The 15733-nt window shown below is 71.0% G+C and carries 20 protein-coding genes, 1 tRNA gene and 1 pseudogene; 13 read left to right on the plus strand and 9 right to left on the minus strand.

Going from position 1 to position 15733, the window contains the following annotated elements:
• Positions 1-39: 39 nt before the first annotated feature.
• On the minus strand, positions 40-213 hold the full coding sequence (locus ACZ4SW_RS29840) for a hypothetical protein (protein WP_468251781.1): 174 nt from the start codon (positions 211-213) through the stop codon (positions 40-42).
• Positions 214-503: 290 nt separating this feature from the next.
• Between ACZ4SW_RS29840 and ACZ4SW_RS29845 the strand changes: the two genes are divergently transcribed.
• Positions 504-914 (plus strand): hypothetical protein, encoded by a 411-nt coding sequence (locus ACZ4SW_RS29845; RefSeq protein WP_468251783.1) that lies wholly within the window; start codon positions 504-506, stop codon positions 912-914.
• Between the two features lie 21 nt (positions 915-935).
• Here the strand turns inward: ACZ4SW_RS29845 and ACZ4SW_RS29850 are convergent, their stop codons facing one another.
• Complete coding sequence (locus ACZ4SW_RS29850) at positions 936-1793, minus strand: EamA family transporter (RefSeq protein WP_468251785.1); 858 nt, start codon at positions 1791-1793, stop codon at positions 936-938.
• A gap of 196 nt (positions 1794-1989) precedes the next feature.
• Here ACZ4SW_RS29850 and ACZ4SW_RS29855 point away from each other — a divergent pair, with 196 nt between their 5' ends.
• Positions 1990-2529: a MarR family winged helix-turn-helix transcriptional regulator gene (locus tag ACZ4SW_RS29855; protein ID WP_468251786.1), complete on the plus strand. Its 540-nt coding sequence runs from the start codon at positions 1990-1992 to the stop codon at positions 2527-2529.
• A gap of 18 nt (positions 2530-2547) precedes the next feature.
• Here the strand turns inward: ACZ4SW_RS29855 and ACZ4SW_RS29860 are convergent, their stop codons facing one another.
• Positions 2548-3309, minus strand: coding sequence for a DUF4142 domain-containing protein (locus ACZ4SW_RS29860; protein WP_468251788.1), 762 nt, complete (start codon positions 3307-3309; stop codon positions 2548-2550).
• A gap of 393 nt (positions 3310-3702) precedes the next feature.
• On the opposite strand from ACZ4SW_RS29860, the gene ACZ4SW_RS29865 reads away from it, so the two are divergent.
• On the plus strand, positions 3703-4236 hold the full coding sequence (locus ACZ4SW_RS29865) for an aminotransferase class V-fold PLP-dependent enzyme (RefSeq protein ID WP_468251851.1): 534 nt from the start codon (positions 3703-3705) through the stop codon (positions 4234-4236).
• Here the strand turns inward: ACZ4SW_RS29865 and ACZ4SW_RS29870 are convergent.
• On the minus strand, positions 4217-5044 hold the full coding sequence (locus ACZ4SW_RS29870) for a ZIP family metal transporter (RefSeq protein WP_468251791.1): 828 nt from the start codon (positions 5042-5044) through the stop codon (positions 4217-4219). The two genes, ACZ4SW_RS29865 and ACZ4SW_RS29870, sit on opposite strands and share 20 nt — an antisense overlap.
• 179 nt (positions 5045-5223) lie before the next feature.
• The gene (locus ACZ4SW_RS29875; RefSeq protein ID WP_468251793.1) at positions 5224-5976 is read right to left on the minus strand and encodes a helix-turn-helix transcriptional regulator; all 753 of its coding nucleotides are present in this window, start codon (positions 5974-5976) and stop codon (positions 5224-5226) included.
• 121 nt (positions 5977-6097) lie between these two features.
• On the opposite strand from ACZ4SW_RS29875, the gene ACZ4SW_RS29880 reads away from it, so the two are divergent.
• The 7 genes from ACZ4SW_RS29880 (at position 6098) to ACZ4SW_RS29910 (ending at position 11516) form a co-directional block, all read left to right on the plus strand.
• A complete protein-coding gene (locus tag ACZ4SW_RS29880; protein WP_468251795.1) occupies positions 6098-6646 on the plus strand; it encodes a DUF2231 domain-containing protein in 549 nt (182 codons plus the stop codon).
• Between the two features lie 70 nt (positions 6647-6716).
• A complete protein-coding gene (locus ACZ4SW_RS29885; protein WP_468251796.1) occupies positions 6717-7172 on the plus strand; it encodes a hypothetical protein in 456 nt (151 codons plus the stop codon).
• Position 7173: 1 nt separating this feature from the next.
• The gene (gene folE / locus ACZ4SW_RS29890; protein ID WP_468251798.1) at positions 7174-7830 is read left to right on the plus strand and encodes a GTP cyclohydrolase I FolE; all 657 of its coding nucleotides are present in this window, start codon (positions 7174-7176) and stop codon (positions 7828-7830) included.
• A 235-nt stretch (positions 7831-8065) separates the two neighbouring features.
• Complete coding sequence (locus ACZ4SW_RS29895) at positions 8066-8518, plus strand: hypothetical protein (RefSeq protein WP_468251799.1); 453 nt, start codon at positions 8066-8068, stop codon at positions 8516-8518.
• A gap of 94 nt (positions 8519-8612) precedes the next feature.
• Positions 8613-9581: a hypothetical protein gene (locus ACZ4SW_RS29900; RefSeq protein ID WP_468251800.1), complete on the plus strand. Its 969-nt coding sequence runs from the start codon at positions 8613-8615 to the stop codon at positions 9579-9581.
• Positions 9582-9730: 149 nt separating this feature from the next.
• Complete coding sequence (tyrS, locus tag ACZ4SW_RS29905) at positions 9731-11134, plus strand: tyrosine--tRNA ligase (protein ID WP_468251802.1); 1404 nt, start codon at positions 9731-9733, stop codon at positions 11132-11134.
• Positions 11135-11252: 118 nt separating this feature from the next.
• The gene (locus ACZ4SW_RS29910) at positions 11253-11516 is read left to right on the plus strand and encodes a hypothetical protein (protein ID WP_468251803.1); all 264 of its coding nucleotides are present in this window, start codon (positions 11253-11255) and stop codon (positions 11514-11516) included.
• Positions 11517-11650: 134 nt separating this feature from the next.
• On the opposite strand, the gene ACZ4SW_RS29915 is transcribed toward ACZ4SW_RS29910, so the two are convergent.
• Positions 11651-12040 (minus strand): GNAT family N-acetyltransferase, encoded by a 390-nt coding sequence (locus tag ACZ4SW_RS29915; RefSeq protein ID WP_468251805.1) that lies wholly within the window; start codon positions 12038-12040, stop codon positions 11651-11653.
• Between ACZ4SW_RS29915 and ACZ4SW_RS29920 the strand changes: the two genes are divergently transcribed.
• A complete protein-coding gene (locus ACZ4SW_RS29920; RefSeq protein ID WP_468251806.1) occupies positions 12033-12497 on the plus strand; it encodes a hypothetical protein in 465 nt (154 codons plus the stop codon). The genes ACZ4SW_RS29915 and ACZ4SW_RS29920 overlap by 8 nt on opposite strands.
• A 113-nt stretch (positions 12498-12610) precedes the next feature.
• Positions 12611-12721: pseudogene (locus tag ACZ4SW_RS29925) on the plus strand (site-specific integrase); the annotation flags it as partial.
• A gap of 97 nt (positions 12722-12818) precedes the next feature.
• On the opposite strand, the gene ACZ4SW_RS29930 reads toward ACZ4SW_RS29925, so the two are convergent.
• From ACZ4SW_RS29930 to ACZ4SW_RS29940, 3 genes are all read right to left on the minus strand, one after another.
• Positions 12819-12892 (minus strand) — tRNA-Pro (locus ACZ4SW_RS29930).
• Between the two features lie 32 nt (positions 12893-12924).
• Positions 12925-13701, minus strand: a complete 777-nt coding sequence (locus tag ACZ4SW_RS29935; RefSeq protein WP_468251807.1) for a Pr6Pr family membrane protein — start codon at positions 13699-13701, stop codon at positions 12925-12927.
• A gap of 68 nt (positions 13702-13769) precedes the next feature.
• On the minus strand, positions 13770-14711 hold the full coding sequence (locus tag ACZ4SW_RS29940; protein ID WP_468251808.1) for a metallophosphoesterase: 942 nt from the start codon (positions 14709-14711) through the stop codon (positions 13770-13772).
• Between the two features lie 216 nt (positions 14712-14927).
• Here ACZ4SW_RS29940 and ACZ4SW_RS29945 point away from each other — a divergent pair, with 216 nt between their 5' ends.
• Complete coding sequence (locus ACZ4SW_RS29945) at positions 14928-15395, plus strand: GatB/YqeY domain-containing protein (RefSeq protein WP_103837934.1); 468 nt, start codon at positions 14928-14930, stop codon at positions 15393-15395.
• Positions 15396-15733 lie beyond the last annotated feature (338 nt).

Here is a 15733-nt window from a genome sequence, read left to right on the forward strand (position 1 = left end):
ACCGGTCCCGGGTCCTCCGTTCACCGGTCCGCTCGTCCTTCAGTAGCCGCCGTGGTCGTGGTCGTGATCGTGGTCGTGGTGCCCGTGCCCGTGCCCATGACCGTGATCGTGATCGTGACGGTGGCCGTGACCGTGCCTGCTGTCGTCACGCTCGGACGTGTCGTCGTCGCGGTCGCGACGCATGGCGGGGAAGAGATCTCTGAAGATCGCCATTGTGTTCCTCCTGCTGAGACATGCCTTGTATCGGATACGCGTGGCGGCGGGGGTTGGATGGCGATTTCAGGAAAAAAGGTAAGAAAGCCTCCCCGATGGTCCCGGTCGCATCGGAGTGGTCGTGCCGCGCGTCGGCGCATCGGCGGCGTGAACCCCTCGTGCGCAAGCCCTGATTCACCCCAAAGGGTGAATAGTTGGATGGATGTCCGGGCTGCCCCCGTTCGGTGCGGTGTCCTGAGGCACGCATGCCGGGCCCGGGCCGGTGAAGAGGGGAACAAGAGGGGGAGTGTATGCGGGTCTTCGTGCTGTGCGCGTGGCTGCTGACCGCCGGTCTGGGCGGTTACCTCGCCACCGTGTGGATCCGTCACGGCGGGCTGCGGCAGCGCACGCCCGGCGTGACGCGACTGCCCCTGTGGCTCGTCGTGGGCCATGTGGCGCTCGCCGTGGCCGGGCTCGCGGCGTGGACGGTGTACCTCGTGGGCGGGGTCGGGGCCTCGGCCTGGACGGCGTGCGCGGTCGTCCTGGTCGTGGCCGCCTTCGGCTTCATGATGCTGCTGCGCTGGCTGCCCAGCTCCGGACGGCACTCGCACGGCGGCACCACCGCCGAACGCCACTTCCCCCTCGCCGCCGTCGTGGCACACGGGACGAGCGCCGGCGCCACCGTGCTCCTGGTCGTCCTCGTGGCACTGCGCCGCGCGTGAAGCCGGGCGCGAAGGCGGTCCTCACCCCAGGGTGAGCAGAACGACGGCGACGGCCGAGCCCACCAGGCCGACCATCTGCGCCCGGGTGGCCCGCTCGCGCAGTACCGCAAGCCCGAGGACCGTCGGGATCGCCGGGTACAGGGAGGCCAGGACCACGGCGATGGCCATCATCTGCCGACGGGTCGCCCACAGGAACAGGATCAGGCCGAAGCTCGCCCCCGCCCCGACGAGGACCGCCTCGCCCAGCCGCCGCGCGGGTTGCCGGAACCGGGGAGCCCGGCGCCAGGCGCTCGGTGACAGGAGCAGGACGGCGGCGAGACGCCCGGCGGCCACGGGCCACAGACCGCTCGCCGGGGCGGCCTGAGCGAGCCCGATGTACTGCAGGGCCACCCCGGAACTGGCGATCAGCCCGTCCACCGACGCCTGCCTCCCGTCGCCGTCGTCGTCGCCGTCCCCGTCTCGGCCGGGGCGCGTGCCGCCGGAGACGAGCCACAGGGCGGGCAGCGTGAGGGAGATCCCCAGCCAGGCCGGCGGCGTCGGTTGGTCGCCCAGGAAGAGCACACCGCTCAGCACCGACAGCGCGACCCCGGTGACGGCGCTCACCGGGACCACGATGCTCATGGCCCCCCGGCTCAGCCCGCGGTTGAGGAAGTGCATGGCGGTTCCACTGCCCATGCCCGAGAGGGCTCCCCACGCCACATCCGCGGGCCGAACCGTCTCGGCGGGCACCAGAAAGGCGGCCACCAGGGCGAACAGCAGCCCCCCGACCTGCCCGAGGAAGGTGACCACGGTGAAGTGAACGCGGCGGGACAGCATTCCGCCGGCGAAGTCGACGGCGCCGTAGCAGACCGCCGAGGCCAGCGCGAGGAGAGCACCCATCCAGGCACGGTTCCCAGGCACGGGCACTCGATCCCCCTCGGGACCCGGACCGGGGCCGCGCCGCCCTCCTCGCCGTACGCACCGCCGCAGTGGCGGCAGCCCGGCCGTCCTGCCCCTCGTCGCGGCCGGCGGCGCCGAGGACGACGACCGTGTGACCGGCACCAGGCCCTCGAACCGGACACGGTAGAAAGGACGCATGCCGGAACCCAAGAACCCCGCAGGGGCCATGGACGACGTCGACGCGGTGACCCGGGCGGTACTGACGGCTTCCCGGCTGCTGGTGGCGATCTCCGCCCGTTCCCTCGCCGAGGTCGAGGAGCGGGTGACCGTCCCGCAGTTCCGGATGCTGGTCGTGCTGTCCACCCGGGGTGCCACCAAACTGGTCACGCTGGCCGACCTGCTCCAGGTGGCGCCGTCCACGGCCATGCGCATGGTCGACCGGCTCATCGCGGCGGGGCTCGCCGACCGGCGAGCCAACCCCGACAACCGGCGCGAGACCCTGCTGCAGCTCACCGAGGAAGGACGGCGCATCGTCGAGGACGTCACCGCCCGGCGCCGTGCCGAGATCGCCGCGATCGTCGAACGGCTCCGCCCGACGGAACGGCTCGCGCTGATCGAGGCCCTGGGCGCCTTCAACGAGGCGGGCGCGGAGCCCCCGGCGCCCACGGCGGACGACCCGGAGCCGCACCCGCTGGGCTGGGTGGTGGACGGCGCGCCGCTGGCGCACGAAGGCTGACGACTCCCTCGGTGGCCGTCATCCCGCGCTCGGGGAGGCCGTAGGGGCATTCACGGACGGGCCCGTCGGCACTCCGTCCGTCGGTACCCCCGGAGGCGGTGTGAGGACCACGACCGGATCTCCCGGCTGGGGCACGGGTGGCGTGACCTGGTTGGAGGGGAGCTTCGGCGGGGTGGTCTCCTGGAAGTTGACCTGGTCGAAGTTGACCAGCCCGGTCTTCTCCATCTGTGTGATGTGGTCCAGCACCACGTCGTTGGCCTGGTCGGCCAGTTGGCGCACGAGGGTGTTCTCGGTGGTGGAGCGGATCTTGGCGATGGTGTTGAAGATCGAGCCGTGGGTGATGCGCAGGATGTTGGCCAGGTCGGAGTCGAACTGCTTGCCGGTGTCCGATGTCAGCTTGTTGAGGAAGCCCTGTTGCTGTGGGGTGGGCTGGTTGGGCAGGGTGACGCCGAGCTGGGGGGCGATCCTGCGGCAGGCCGCGTCGAGCGCCGCGTGACCGATGACCAGGTGCTGGCCCGCGGTGCGCACGGCCGGGGTCGTCCCCTTCTTGAGAGCCAGCTCTCCGGAGGGGTACTCCCACAGTCCCGCGGAGCGCACGAAGACGACGAAGTTGCGGTCGGCCTCCGTGAGCGGGCCGTACGGCGTGTTGGCGATCACGCGCGAGGCGTTGGTGGACACGTTCTGGAGCCCGAGCATGCTCGGGTACACGAGAGCGGCGAGGGTCAGGCTCAGCGCGCCGCCCACGACGACGGTTCCGACGGTGGTGCGCGAAAAGGGCACGGTGCCTCCCGGTGCGAGCGACGTGGATCGCGTGGACGTCAGGAGGTACGGCTGTAGGGCGCCACCGAACCTTTGCCATAGGTAAAGATTGCAACATGCCAAATGCGGCTAGGTGATCCGTGCGTCGTTCGCGTGACTCTCGCGTGGCTCTCGCGTGGCTCTCTGAGTTCACCTGGGCGATTACCGGCTGGGTTTGTTTGCATGGCGCAAAATTCGGCGCGGGAGCGCAGGGCGGCCAGGCATCAGGCGTGCGACCGCGGGGCAACCCGGCGGATGGGGCGGATGGGCGGAAGCCCGAAGTGGCGGCTGGCCGAGCCCAGTCGTCGGAACGGAGAATGCCGCATGATCCCCGTACCCGCTGGACTCGAGGGCGGTCCGATCTAGGAGCGCGGGCTGCGCGCCGGAACCGAGAACGTCGCCCTCGCCGTCGCCCTGGGCGCCGCGGCCGAACTCGCCGCCGGGGAACTGGCGGCCGGCGGCCACGACCGCGTCCGGCACCTGCGCGACCGCCTCCAAGCGCGGCTGACGGAGGCGCTGCCGGGCCGCGTCCACCTCAACGGCCCCGCGGAATCCCGCCTGCCCAACACCCTCAACATCGGCATCGACGGCATCCGCGGCCACGAACTCCTGGCCGCCGTGCCCGACGTGGCCTTCTCCACCGGTTCGGCCTGCCACAGCGGCAGCCACACGCCCTCACCGGTGCTGCGGGCCATGGGTGTTGACGACGAACGGGCGCTGTCGGCCCTTCGGCTCTCCCTGGGCCGCTGGACCACCGCGGCGGACGTCGACGTGGCAGCCCGTCTCCTGGCGGACGCCGCTGCCGGTGGGTACGTCCACGCCGGTGGGGCCGGGACGGCAGCGGGGCCGGACGCGGGCGATCGTGACGTGTCGCGGAGCTGCCCGGGCGTCAGGCGCCGGCAGCCGTGACCACGGCATCGGTGGCGAAGCCGAGCAGCAGTCCCAGGAGGACGCCCCAGGTGGTGAGCGTCTTCAGTCCGCTCTTGCGGGCGACGGCCAGCAGTTCGATGACGACGTAGAGGATGGAGCCGGCGGCCAGGCCGAGGAACGCGATCGACAGCGTGTCGTTGACGAGGTGCTGGCCGACGAGCGTGCCGAGGAAGGTGGGACCGCCACCGATGAGGCCGAGCAGAAGCAGCGAGGGCCAGGACGGTCGTTCGCCCTCGGCGGCCAGCGGGGCGACGATGCCGAATCCCTCGGTGGCGTTGTGCAGGCCGAAGCCGGTGATCAGCAGCACGGCGAGGGACAGCTCGCCCTGGGCCGCGGAGTTTCCGATGGCCAGGCCCTCGGCGAAGTTGTGCAGACCGATGCCGGTGGCGATCATCAGTGCCAGCGAACCGGCCTGGCTGCGTGTCCGCAGTGCCGGGTCCGTGCTGACGGCGGCACCCGGTCCGGCCTGCCGGGATCCGGCGGCACGGCGGCGGGCGATCCAGGCGTCGTAATGGACGAGTCCGGCCAGCCCGATGGTCAGGCCGACGGCCAGTGTGGCGGCCCCGGAGGCGACGGTCGCCCAGTCGTGCTTGCTCAGCGCCTCGTCGGTCGGCTCCCAGGCGTGGGTGAGGACGTCCCAGACGAGGAAGACCAGGATGCCGATGGCCACGGCGTTGAGCCCGGCGCGGAGGCGCGGGGTGGGGGTGCGGAGGCGGCCGAGGGGGAGACCGAGGTAGATGGTGAAGCCTGCTATGGCGCCGAGCAGTGCGATGTTGGCGCTGGACATGGGGACTCTCCGGTCTGACGTGCAGAGGAACGCACAGAAGTTAAGTCAGGGAAGGCTTACCTAACAATCCCCGGGGGGCCGGTTCGGGAAAGCTTGGCCAAGTCATTGCCTCGCCGTCCTGTGCTTCCAGGTGAGTGCACCTCGGCGGCGGCCCGCGCGGGCAGGCGTCCGGCGTCGCGTCAGCGGTCCCGCGCCGTGTCGTCGGCAGGGTCGGGGTCGCCGGGGCCCAGCCGCACGCAGCACTCCCCAGGCTCGGGGGCCAGGACGGCCCGTACCCCGTTGACCTCCAAGCCGTGCAGGTAGCCGGAGAGGAACGCCTGGTTCATGCCGCACACCAGCTCCGGGGCCCTCGCGGCCAGCGGGTGGAAGGGGCAGTTGCGCAGCCGGAGCCGGGTCGGGGTTTCCCGGACGGGCTCGTAGCCGTACTGGTCCAGCAGCCGCTCGCAGGCGGTCAGGCCGCGCTCGGGGCCCAGGCGGCCAGGGCGGGTCTCGTCCCGCGCGGCCTCGCCCAACCGCCGGCCGCGGTGCTCGGCGGTCCGCATCGCCGCCTGCGCGGCGGTTTCGTCGGCGCCCTCGGTGAGGACGGCGTCCAGGAGCAGGTCGGCCAGGAGTTCGTGGCGCCGATCGGGGATGCTCACGGTGATCTGGGCGTCGGTGGGTTCGTACACCTTGGGCTGCCTGCCGACCTTGCGGATCCCGCCGGGCGTCTCGTAGCGCGCCCGCAGCAGGCCGGCGTCGACGAGCTTGTCCAGGTGGAAGGCGGCGAGCTTGCGGGAGATGCCGACGCTGGCGGCGGCCTCGTCCCGCGTGACGGCGCGGCCGGCCCGCCGGATGAAGGTGAACATGCGCCGGCGCGAGTCCTCGCTCAGGACGCTGACGGAGTCGATGGCGCTGTCGGCACCGTCGGCCTGCGCAGTCGGATCAGAAGCCACGGCACCACGGTAACTCCCACCTGCGCGGGCACAAGTGTTCTTTCGGCCCGCTGTCCTGCATGTCTTGACGCCACTCCCGAATAACACCAAGGTTTGTTGGTGAAACAAGTGGGAGGTTGCGATGGCCAGTGAGTCACAGCTTCAGGCGAAGCGCCCCGTCAGCGCCTCGCTCGCCGGCCCGTACGGCCACCCGTTCCACCCGATCCTGGTGACCGTGCCGATCGGCGCCTGGGTGACCAGCCTGGTGTTCGACATCGCATCCCACGTCGTGCACCGTCCGGGCTTCTTGGCCCAGTCCTCGCAGTGGCTGATCGCGGTCGGCGTGATCGGTGCGCTGTTGGCGGCCATGGTCGGATTCCTCGACCTGTTCGCGATCCCGGCCGGCACCCCGGCCTTTCGCACCGCCTTGGTCCACATGACGCTGAACCTGCTGGTGACCGCCGCCTACGTCGTCAACTTCCTGTGGCGCTACGGCGATCACGCCGCCGGCGGAAGCGTCGGCATCGGCAGGTTGATCCTGTCCGCGGCCGGTGTGGCGGCGCTCGGCGTCTCCGGATTCCTCGGCGGCAAGCTCGCCTACCGCTACGGCGTACGCGTCGCCGACGAGAACACGCAGGCCGAGGGATACACACCCGGCCGCAGCCGGAGCGGCACCCGCTCGGCCGTGTGACCCGCCCCCAGACCCACCCTGACGGCCGGTGTCCTCCGGCTGCCCTCACCCCGTCCCCTCGGAGTCCCCCATGGACATCGCCGCACTGATCACCTGGGTGATCACCGCACTCGGCGGTTTCTACCTGCTCGGCACCTGGATCCAACGCGGCGGCATCCGCCAGCAGCAGACCGGCACCAGCCGCCTGCCCGCACCCGTGGTCTTCGGCCACTTCGCCCTGGCCGCGATCGGACTGGTGGTGTGGATCGTCTACGTCGTGGCCGACGAAAGCGCCCTGGCCTGGGCCTCGTTCGGCCTGCTGCTGCCGGTCGCGCTGCTGGGTTTCGTGATGCTGGCCCGCTGGATCCCCGTCCACCGCGACCGTGCCACGGCCGCCGCGACAGCGGCCGCCACCGGCCCGGGAGCCGAAGGTGCCGTCCCTGCCGAACGGCACTTCCCGGTGCCGGTCGTGCTGGCTCACGGTCTGCTCGCCGTGGTCACCCTCGTCCTGGTGCTGCTCACCGCTCTGGGCGTCGGGAGCGGCTGACATGACCGACCGCCGGAACCGCACCACCGCCCGCATGGACCCCCTCGTCGAGCAAGAGGCGATACCCGGGCGGCCCGCCTTGCGGGTCGTCCACGAGCCCGACGGGATCGACCTGGCCGCCGCGGAAGCAGCGGCCGGCCAGTTCCTCGCCGCGCTCGGCATCTCCACCGCCTCGGAGAGCCTGCGCGGCACACCGGGCCGGATGGCCCGCGCCTACGCGGAACTCTTCACCCCGCGCCCCTTCGACCTGACCACCTTCCCCAACGACGAGGGCTACGACGAACTCGTCCTGGCCCGTCGCATACCGGTCCGGAGCGTCTGCGAACACCATCTGTTGCCGTTCGTCGGCACCGCCCACGTCGGCTACCTGCCCGGCGCCCGGATCCTCGGCCTGTCCAAGCTGGCGCGCGTCGTCGAGCACTTCGCCTGCCGCCCGCAGGTCCAAGAACGCCTGACCAAACAGGTGGCCGACTGGCTGCAGACCCATCTGGAGCCCAAGGGCGTCGGCGTGGTGATCGAGGCGGAACACTGCTGCATGACCCTGCGGGGCGTTCAGGCGACCGGATCCAGCACCATGACCTCCACCCTCCTCGGCCTGCTGCGCTCCGACGCCCGCTCCCGCAGCGAGTTCCTCGGCCTGACGGGAGCAGCCTCCTGACCGCGGCACTCCGCTGACCAGGGGAATCGCCGATTCCGGCCTGTACGCCGTCGCGACGACGGCCGCCGCGACCGGCGCCCGGCCGACCGAGGCATCGCCGTAGGGTACCGGGTGGGGGTATGGGGTATGGTCAGACCGGCGTACTTGTCACACGGCGCACTTGTCGCGCCGGCGTACTTCTCGCGCCGGTGTGCTTGTCGCCCCGGCGGTGTAGTCGGTCAGTGAGGACGGGGCAGTGACGGAGACCGAGCACGGACGCGGACGGGCTGTCGCCCGCCTGGTCGCGGTGTGCGCGGTGCTGTTCGGACTGTTCCTCATGCACGGTGCACCGGCCAGTGCCGCCGGCGGCTGTCACGACACCACGTCGACGCCCGCCCCGGTGGGGCACGGCCGGCAAGCCGCACAGAGCGCACACGCCGCGGCCGGGATGGCCCCGGCGACCGTCCCGGGCTCACCGCATGCCGCGCCGCAGGCGGCGCCGGACGGGCACGGCACGGTCTGCGTGGCGACTCCGGCCCGGGACCGCAACCCGCTCCCGACCGTGTTGCTCCTGCCTGCCCTCGTCACCGCGGTGTTCTGCCTGTGGACGGCAGCCGGACGGTGGCCGGCTGCCGGAAGGGTCGGTCGGCGCGGGCCGCCGGGTGGCGGGCGGGAGCTGCTGCTGAGGGTCTGCATCGCGCGGACGTGACAGGACCTTGCCCGGCCCGTTCTTCGGTGCCGGGCCACGTGTCCTGATCACCTGCGCGCCCATGCGGCGTGCACGCCTCGAAGGCTCTCACATCATGTCTTTCACCTCTCGGTTCCCCCTGTGCCGCCGTGCCCTGGCCGCGGCCGGCACGTCCGTGGTCCTCGCGGTGGCGCTGGCCGCCTGCGGTTCGTCGAAGGGGTCCTCCGGCTCGTCGATGCCCGGCATGGACCACGGTTCGCACACGTCCGCGACGTCGTCGCCCGGCGACACGGCGGGCGTCGACCACTCGTCGATGCCGGGGACGGACCATTCGTCGATGCCGGGTATGGATCACGGGGGCATGGCCTCCGGCGATGGTCTCGCCGACGGCAAGGACGGCTACACGCTCACCTCGACCGTCGGCGAACTGCCCGCGGGCAGGCCCGGCCGGTACACGTTCCGGATCACCGGCCCGGACAGCAAGCCGGTCACCGGCTTCGCCGTGGACCAGACGAAGCGGATGCACTTCTACGCCATCCGCTCGGACCTGACCGGTTTCCAGCACCTGCACCCCACGATGGCCGCAGACGGTACCTGGACCGCCGACCTGGCCGCGCTGAAGCCGGGCACCTGGCGGATGTTCGCCTCCTTCACCCCCGACAAGGGGAGGGGCGAAGGCGGCGACTTCGTGCTCGGCCGCACCCTCACCGTCCCCGGCGCCGCCCGGCCCTCCACGCTCCCGGCAGCCGCCGACAGCACACAGGTCGACGGCTACACGGTCACGGTCAAGGCGGACCTTATGGCCGGCATGGCGCACCCCATGACGGTCGGCATCAGCAGGGACGGCAAGCCCGTCACCGATCTCCAGCCCTACCTGGACACCTACGCGCACCTGACGGCCTTCCACGAGGGCGACCAGGCGTTCGCGCACCTGCACCCGGAGACGAAGGCCGACGGTGACCACGGCGGGCCCGACCTGTCGTTCCACGCCATGCTGCCCAAGGCGGGCAACTGGCGCTTGTTCCTGCAGTTCCAGACGGGCGGCAAGCTCCACACCGCCGCACTGACCCTGCACGTCGCCTGACGCACGCCCACCGGTGGGGGCGACACCAGGGTGCCGCCTCCACCGACCTGACGCGCGCAGCGGGCCGGCCGGAGAACTCACTCGCGGCGGGGCGCTTTCAATCCCATACTGGCCAGGCCACTTGTCCGAGCCAGGAACGTATAGGTGCTATGAGCCGTTTGAGTGAGTCCGTCTCCCGTGTCATGCACATCCTCGGTGGAGCGGACCTGGGCGCGGACTATACGGTCGCGGCGCTGCTCGGCGAGACAATAGCCAGGCGCTCCCTGGACCTCTCCGACCTCTCTCCCCAGGAGCAGGCGGCATTGGTCGAGGGGCGCGCCGTCAACCTGATCCCTTCGGCCGCAGTGCTCGCCGAGAAGATCGAAGCCGCGCAGGCGGCGGGCCGTGCGCTGGTCATCAAGTACGGCATCGACCCCACGTCGCCCGATGTGCACCTCGGCCATGCGGTGCCGATCATCATCGCCGGCCGTTTCCAGCGGATGGGTCACCACGTCGTCTTCATCATCGGCGACGTCACGGCGAAGATCGGCGACCCGTCGGGACGGTCCTCGGAGCGACCGCCCCTCACCGACGAGGAGATCGAGCGCAACCTGAGCGGCTACCAGCGGCAGGTCGCGCCGTTCATCGACTTCCAGCGCGCCGACCTGCGCTTCAACGGTGAATGGCTGAACAAGGTCACCCTGCCGGAACTCGTCGGGGTTCTCGCCCGGGTGCCGGTCTCCATGTCGCTCCAGCGCGAGGACTTCCGTACCCGGCTCGCCGAGGGCCACGGGCTGTCCGTCGCCGAGTTCGTCTACTCCGTCGTCATGGCGTGGGACTCGGTGGCCATCGACGCCGATGTCGAACTCGGCGGCGTGGACCAGCTGCTGAACCTCCAGATGTGCCGCAAGGTCATGGAGATCTCGGACCAGACCCCCGAGGTCGTCGTCACCACCCCGCTGATCGAGGGCACCGACGGCACAGGCGCCAAGATGAGCAAGAGCAAGGGCAACTACGTGGCGCTGACGGCGCCGCCGGACGAGGTCTACGGCCGGCTGATGTCCATCCCCGACCACCTGACCGAGCCGTACCTGCAACTGCTCACCGAGTGGACGGACGACGAGATCCGCGTCGTCGCCAGGCGACTGGAGGCGGGAACCGCACACCCCATGGCGGTCAAGCGCATCCTGGCCGGCGAGGTGGTGGCCGCGCTGCACGGCCTGCACGCCGCTGCCGCCGCCCGCGCGGAGTTCACGGCGCGCTTCTCCAAGCGCTCCTTCCGGGATACCCGGCACCTTCCCGTGGTCTCCCTGAAGGATCACGCCGAGGACACGCTCGGGGTGCTGATCAGCCGCACGCTGGACTTCGCTCCCAGCATCTCCGCCGTGCGGCGTGTGGCTCAGCAGAACGGTCTCCGTCTGATCCGGGAATCGAACGGGAATCAGCAGCCCACGCCGCTCACGGAGGCTGCCGTTCAGCAGACGCTCGGTGGGGTCGTGGGCGAGGTCGGACCCCTGGAAGGTGCCGAGCTGTACCTCAAGGTGGGCCGTAAGGTCGCTCGTATCGAGGTCTGAGGTCAGGCGCGGCGCCGGCTCACCCGCGTGGGCCTGCGCCGTCGCCCGTGCGAGATGGCCGAGGGCACGCCCAGAGCAATGGAGTCCGGCCTCCAGGACCTGATGAGGGGTGAGAGGAGTGAGAGTACCGAGCGCCGCCGACCTCGCCGCGGTGTGGACGCCGAACCCGGACCACCCCTACACCTGGGCCGAGTTCTTCGGGCTGACGGCCGTGGTGTTCGGCTGTGTGATCGCGCTCGTCGGGGCATACGCGGTGCGCAGCGCATGGCGCGGCCTCGACCCACCGCGTCGGCGCAAGCAGTTGCTTCCGCTGACCGTCACGACGGGCGTCTTCCTGGCCGTCGGCCTGACGGTCGCGGCCTTCGGGGTGTGGCTGTTCTGACCGCGGATCCGCCCGGCCCGTTTCCGTGCGGACCGCCGATCACCGGGCTCCGTGGCCACCGGCCAACCGGCGGGCGTCTCGGGGGTACGTCCTTCGGGGTCCGGCGTCGGCCGGTGCTGTCGCGGTTGCCGGTGTCAGCCGTTGGTGCCGGGTGCCTGCTGCACGGTCTTGCGCAGGGACACCGACGACACGGCATAGCCGGTGCGGCGATACAGGGCAATGGCTGCCTCATTGTCCCCGGCGACATTCAAGCCGAGAGAGGTCCAGCTCTCGCGGGCGACGAACTCTTCGGCAGCGGAGAGGACGGCGGAGCCGTACCCGCAGCGCCGAACGTGGGCGGCCGTGACAACGCGGCAAACGTGCGTGCCAGCGCCCGCCTCTCCGACAGGATCCGCCGGGCAGGTCCAACGACGCCCTCGACAGCCGTTCGGCACCTCAACGACACTGATCGCCGTGGGGGACAGTGCGATGTGGGTCGCAGCTTTCACCGGCGGCACGGCCGTCTTCGCGAGCTGGGTGACCAACCTGGGGAACGTGCGGGCCGCCCGGGTCCAGGCCGAAGCTTCGGCACAGGCCCAGCACCGCGGACGTGTGCGGGAGTTGCGGCGGGCCGCGTACCTTGAGCTGATGGAACGCGCCCATGTCATCGGTGAGTTGTACCGCAGGGTCCTGGACGCGTTTCACGAGAGCTCCAGTGCGGACCAGCAGCTGACGCGCCTTGAGGACCTGCGTACGGAGTTACGCGAAGCCTACGCGCATCTGATGCACAGCGTCCGTGTCGTGGTTCTGGAAGGGCCGTCCGCGACCGCCACAGCGGCCCAGGCCGTCCTGGACGCGGCGCTGAAGGTCAACCGGTGCCTGTGGCACATCACCCGCGGTGACGCGGATGCGCGAGCCCGCTTCGACGAAGTGAGGGAGGCGTATCTGCGGTGCCAGGGGAGGTTTGTCGAATCGGCGCGCGCGGCGATGGAGGCATCCTGATCGGCTGCTGGGCCCCCACCGACTCGGCCACCGGGCCTCGGTGAAAAGCGGCCACGCCGACCCCTGAGCGGGTGCCGGACTCGACGGCCGGGCCGAGGAAGGTATGCGAGACGGCCGGGACCGCCATGACCGAGGAGGTCTACCGGAAGCAGATCCGGCCCGTGATCCAGACTGTGGCTGTGGTCATGGACAAGATCTTCGGAGCGCAGGAGCGGCGCCCGTAGACACGCGAAAAGCAGTGGTCACGCAATTGGACACGCAGACCAAACAGGTGAGGCGCCTACTAGCGACTAGTAGGCGCCTCACCTGCTGTTACGGCTGTCGGGGTGGCGGGATTTGAACCCACGACCTCTTCGTCCCGAACGAAGCGCGCTGCCAAGCTGCGCTACACCCCGGTGTCGCTGCTGTCGCGGCGACGTCGTTTACTTTAGCCCACTGGTGGCTGGAGACGAAATCCGGTTTTCGGGCGGCGGCGCGTCGGGTCGGGGCGGACGTGGTCGGCGGTGATCAGGAGGAGGGCCAGGCCGAAGAAGGCCAGGCCGAGCAGGAGCGCGTTGGCGAGGGTGCTCCTGTAGCCGAGGTGGGCCACGTCCAGGAACGGGTACAGGTAGCGCGCCTGCGCGGTCGGTGGGAGCAGTGCGCCGCGGGCCAGGGAGAAGATCAGGTAGGCCAGGGGGTAGAGGAGCCAGCGCGTCGCGTGCCGCAGGGCCAGGGGGGCCGGGCGGGTCAGGAGCAGCCAGTCCAGCAGGGCCGCGATCGGTGTCACGGTGTGGAGCACCTGGCCGGAGAGCGCGGACCAGATCGTGGGCCGGTCCGTCATCGAGAAGGGGCCCGGCTCGTGCACCAGGAGCACGTGGTAGACCAGGCTCGCGATCAGGGCGTAGAACAGCGTGCCGCCGGTGATCAGCGGCGGCAGCGGGCGGCGGGCCGTTCGGGCCCGCCACGCCGAGAGGGTGAAGGTCACGGCCAACAGCAGGTTGGCCTGGATCGTGAAGTAGCTCAGGACGCGGGCGGGGCTGCCCAGGGCCAGGTCCATGGCCACCGCCGCCGCGGCCGTCAGCGCCACCAGCAGGCGGTAGCGGGCTGCTTTCGGACGGTGTACGGGAGCCACCACGGCCGCGGAGGGGACGACGGACGGCGCCAGCGTCGGCTTGCCCGGCACCGCGGGGAGTTCCGGGATCTCCTTGGGTATCGGCGCGATCATGCCTTCACGCTAAGCGGATGGGGGCATAACGGGCGATGCAGGATACTCCGGGTGGGGTATGGGTCGGTTTACGCCTGGGGCTCGGCCTCCCTCGCCACCAGTGTCAGCAGCGTCGCCTCCGGCGGGCAGGCGAACCGTACCGGCGTGTAGCGGTTCGTACCGCAGCCCGCCGACACGTGCAGGTACGCGGTCCGGCCCTCCGCCGTGTGCCGGGACAGGCCCTTGACCCGGTCCGTGTCCAGGTCGCAGTTGGTGACCAGGGCACCGTAGAAGGGGATGCAGAGCTGGCCGCCGTGGGTGTGGCCGGCCAGGATCAGGGGGTAACCGTCCGCCGTAAACGCGTCCAGGCTGCGCAGATACGGTGCGTGGACCACGCCCATCGAGAAGTCCGCCGAGGAGGACGGGCCGCCTGCCACGCGCGCGTACCGGTCGCGCTTGATGTGCGGGTCGTCCAGGCCCGTCAGCTCGATCTCCAGGCCGTCGATCTTGAGGGTGCCCCGGGTGTTCGTCAGGTTCAGCCAGCCTGCCGCGTCGAAGCCGTCGCGCAGTTCCTCCCACGGGTTGTGGATGGCGCCGACCGCGGGCGGGTTGCCGTTCAGGCCGTGGTGGCCCCTCACCTTCTCCACCAGGTAGCGGGCCGGGTTGCGGAGCTTGGGGCCGTAGTAGTCGTTCGAACCGAAGACGTACGCCCCCGGGAACTCCAGCAGCGGGCCCAGCGCGTCCAGCACCTCCGGCACGCCCTCGGGGTCGGAGAGGTTGTCCCCGGTGTTGATCACGAAGTCGGGGCGCAGGCCCGCCAGTGAGCGCAGCCAGCGCTGCTTCTTGCGCTGCCCGCTCACCATGTGGATGTCGGAGACCTGCAGCACGCGCAGTGGGTGCGCCCCCGGGGGCAGCACCGGGACCGTCACCCGGCGCAGCCGGAAGGAACGGGCCTCGAACCCGGCCGAGTAGAGCAGTCCGGCGGCGGCAACCGCCGTGATTCCCAGGGGTACTCCGTATCGCGCGCGCATACGACCATCGTGTCAGAACCGGCGCCGGCCCCGCGCTCACCTGTGGACGACTTCGACGCACACCTGTGGACAGCCGCGACGCCCACCTGTGGACTTCCCGGTCTGGGGGTCGCCCGAGGGCGGTCGGCGCCGGGCGCCACCGACGGCCCCGGTGGCCGGTCGTGCCCCGGGAAATGTGCGGGCAGCCGTCCCACCGCACCTGCGACAATCAGAGGCATGACCACGCTCAAGTCGAAGCTGCAGGAAGACCTCAACGCCGCGATCAAGGAGCGTGACGAGCTCCGCTCCTCGACGCTGCGGCTGACGCTCGCCGCGATCACCAAGGAGGAGGTCGCGGGCAAGGAGAAGCGGGAGCTCTCCGACGAGGAGGTCACCAAGGTGATCACCCGTGAGGCGAAGAAGCGGCGGGAGGCCGCGGACGCCTTCGCGCAGGGCGGGCGCGCCGAACAGGCCGAGCGGGAGAAGGCGGAGGGCGAGGTGCTCGCCGCGTACCTGCCCAAGCAGCTGTCCGACGACGAGCTGCGGCAGATCGTCGCCCAGGCCGTGGAGGAGGCGAAGGCGGCGGGCGCCGAGGGCCCGCGTGCCATGGGCCAGGTCATGAAGATCGTGAACCCGAAGGTGGCCGGCCAGGCGGAGGGCGGCCGCGTCGCCGCCGTGGTCAAGCAGCTCCTCGCGAGCGGCTGAACCGGCCATCGCTTGGTTCGGCGGTGCGGCCGGTCCGGTCGCGGCCCGGTCGCGGCCAGGCGCGCGCACGACGACCGATCCTGACGACCGGGTCAGGACGACTGGACCCGGACGGTAGGACGCCGACGGCCGGACGCGTACGACCGGATCCGGACGGCTGGACGCCGACGACCGGGCGCCGACGACCGACCGGCCCGTCCGGCGCACAGGGCACACACGGCGCACACGGCAGCGGGGGGGGGGGGGGGGGGGGGGGGGGGGGGGGGGGTGGAGGGGGGGGGGGGGGGGGTCCCTCCCCCCCTCTTTTCTCTCTTTTTCTCCTTTTTTTTTTTTTCTTG

This window comes from Streptomyces sp. NPDC028331, from assembly GCF_055565775.1.

What these genes read in the sequence shown, in the direction of transcription:
- ACZ4SW_RS29850 (WP_468251785.1), bottom strand. Translation starts at nt 1,793, where the DNA reads ATGGGTGCTCTCCTCGCGCTGGCCTCGGCGGTCTGCTACGGCGCCGTC.
- ACZ4SW_RS29840 (WP_468251781.1), bottom strand. Translation starts at nt 213, where the DNA reads ATGGCGATCTTCAGAGATCTCTTCCCCGCCATGCGTCGCGACCGCGAC.
- ACZ4SW_RS29900 (WP_468251800.1), top strand. Translation starts at nt 8,613, where the DNA reads ATGTCTTTCACCTCTCGGTTCCCCCTGTGCCGCCGTGCCCTGGCCGCG.
- ACZ4SW_RS29945 (WP_103837934.1), top strand. Translation starts at nt 14,928, where the DNA reads ATGACCACGCTCAAGTCGAAGCTGCAGGAAGACCTCAACGCCGCGATC.
- ACZ4SW_RS29855 (WP_468251786.1), top strand. Translation starts at nt 1,990, where the DNA reads ATGCCGGAACCCAAGAACCCCGCAGGGGCCATGGACGACGTCGACGCG.
- ACZ4SW_RS29870 (WP_468251791.1), bottom strand. Translation starts at nt 5,044, where the DNA reads ATGTCCAGCGCCAACATCGCACTGCTCGGCGCCATAGCAGGCTTCACC.
- ACZ4SW_RS29845 (WP_468251783.1), top strand. Translation starts at nt 504, where the DNA reads ATGCGGGTCTTCGTGCTGTGCGCGTGGCTGCTGACCGCCGGTCTGGGC.
- folE (WP_468251798.1), top strand. Translation starts at nt 7,174, where the DNA reads ATGACCGACCGCCGGAACCGCACCACCGCCCGCATGGACCCCCTCGTC.
- ACZ4SW_RS29880 (WP_468251795.1), top strand. Translation starts at nt 6,098, where the DNA reads ATGGCCAGTGAGTCACAGCTTCAGGCGAAGCGCCCCGTCAGCGCCTCG.
- ACZ4SW_RS29940 (WP_468251808.1), bottom strand. Translation starts at nt 14,711, where the DNA reads ATGCGCGCGCGATACGGAGTACCCCTGGGAATCACGGCGGTTGCCGCC.
- ACZ4SW_RS29885 (WP_468251796.1), top strand. Translation starts at nt 6,717, where the DNA reads ATGGACATCGCCGCACTGATCACCTGGGTGATCACCGCACTCGGCGGT.
- ACZ4SW_RS29935 (WP_468251807.1), bottom strand. Translation starts at nt 13,701, where the DNA reads ATGATCGCGCCGATACCCAAGGAGATCCCGGAACTCCCCGCGGTGCCG.
- tyrS (WP_468251802.1), top strand. Translation starts at nt 9,731, where the DNA reads ATGAGCCGTTTGAGTGAGTCCGTCTCCCGTGTCATGCACATCCTCGGT.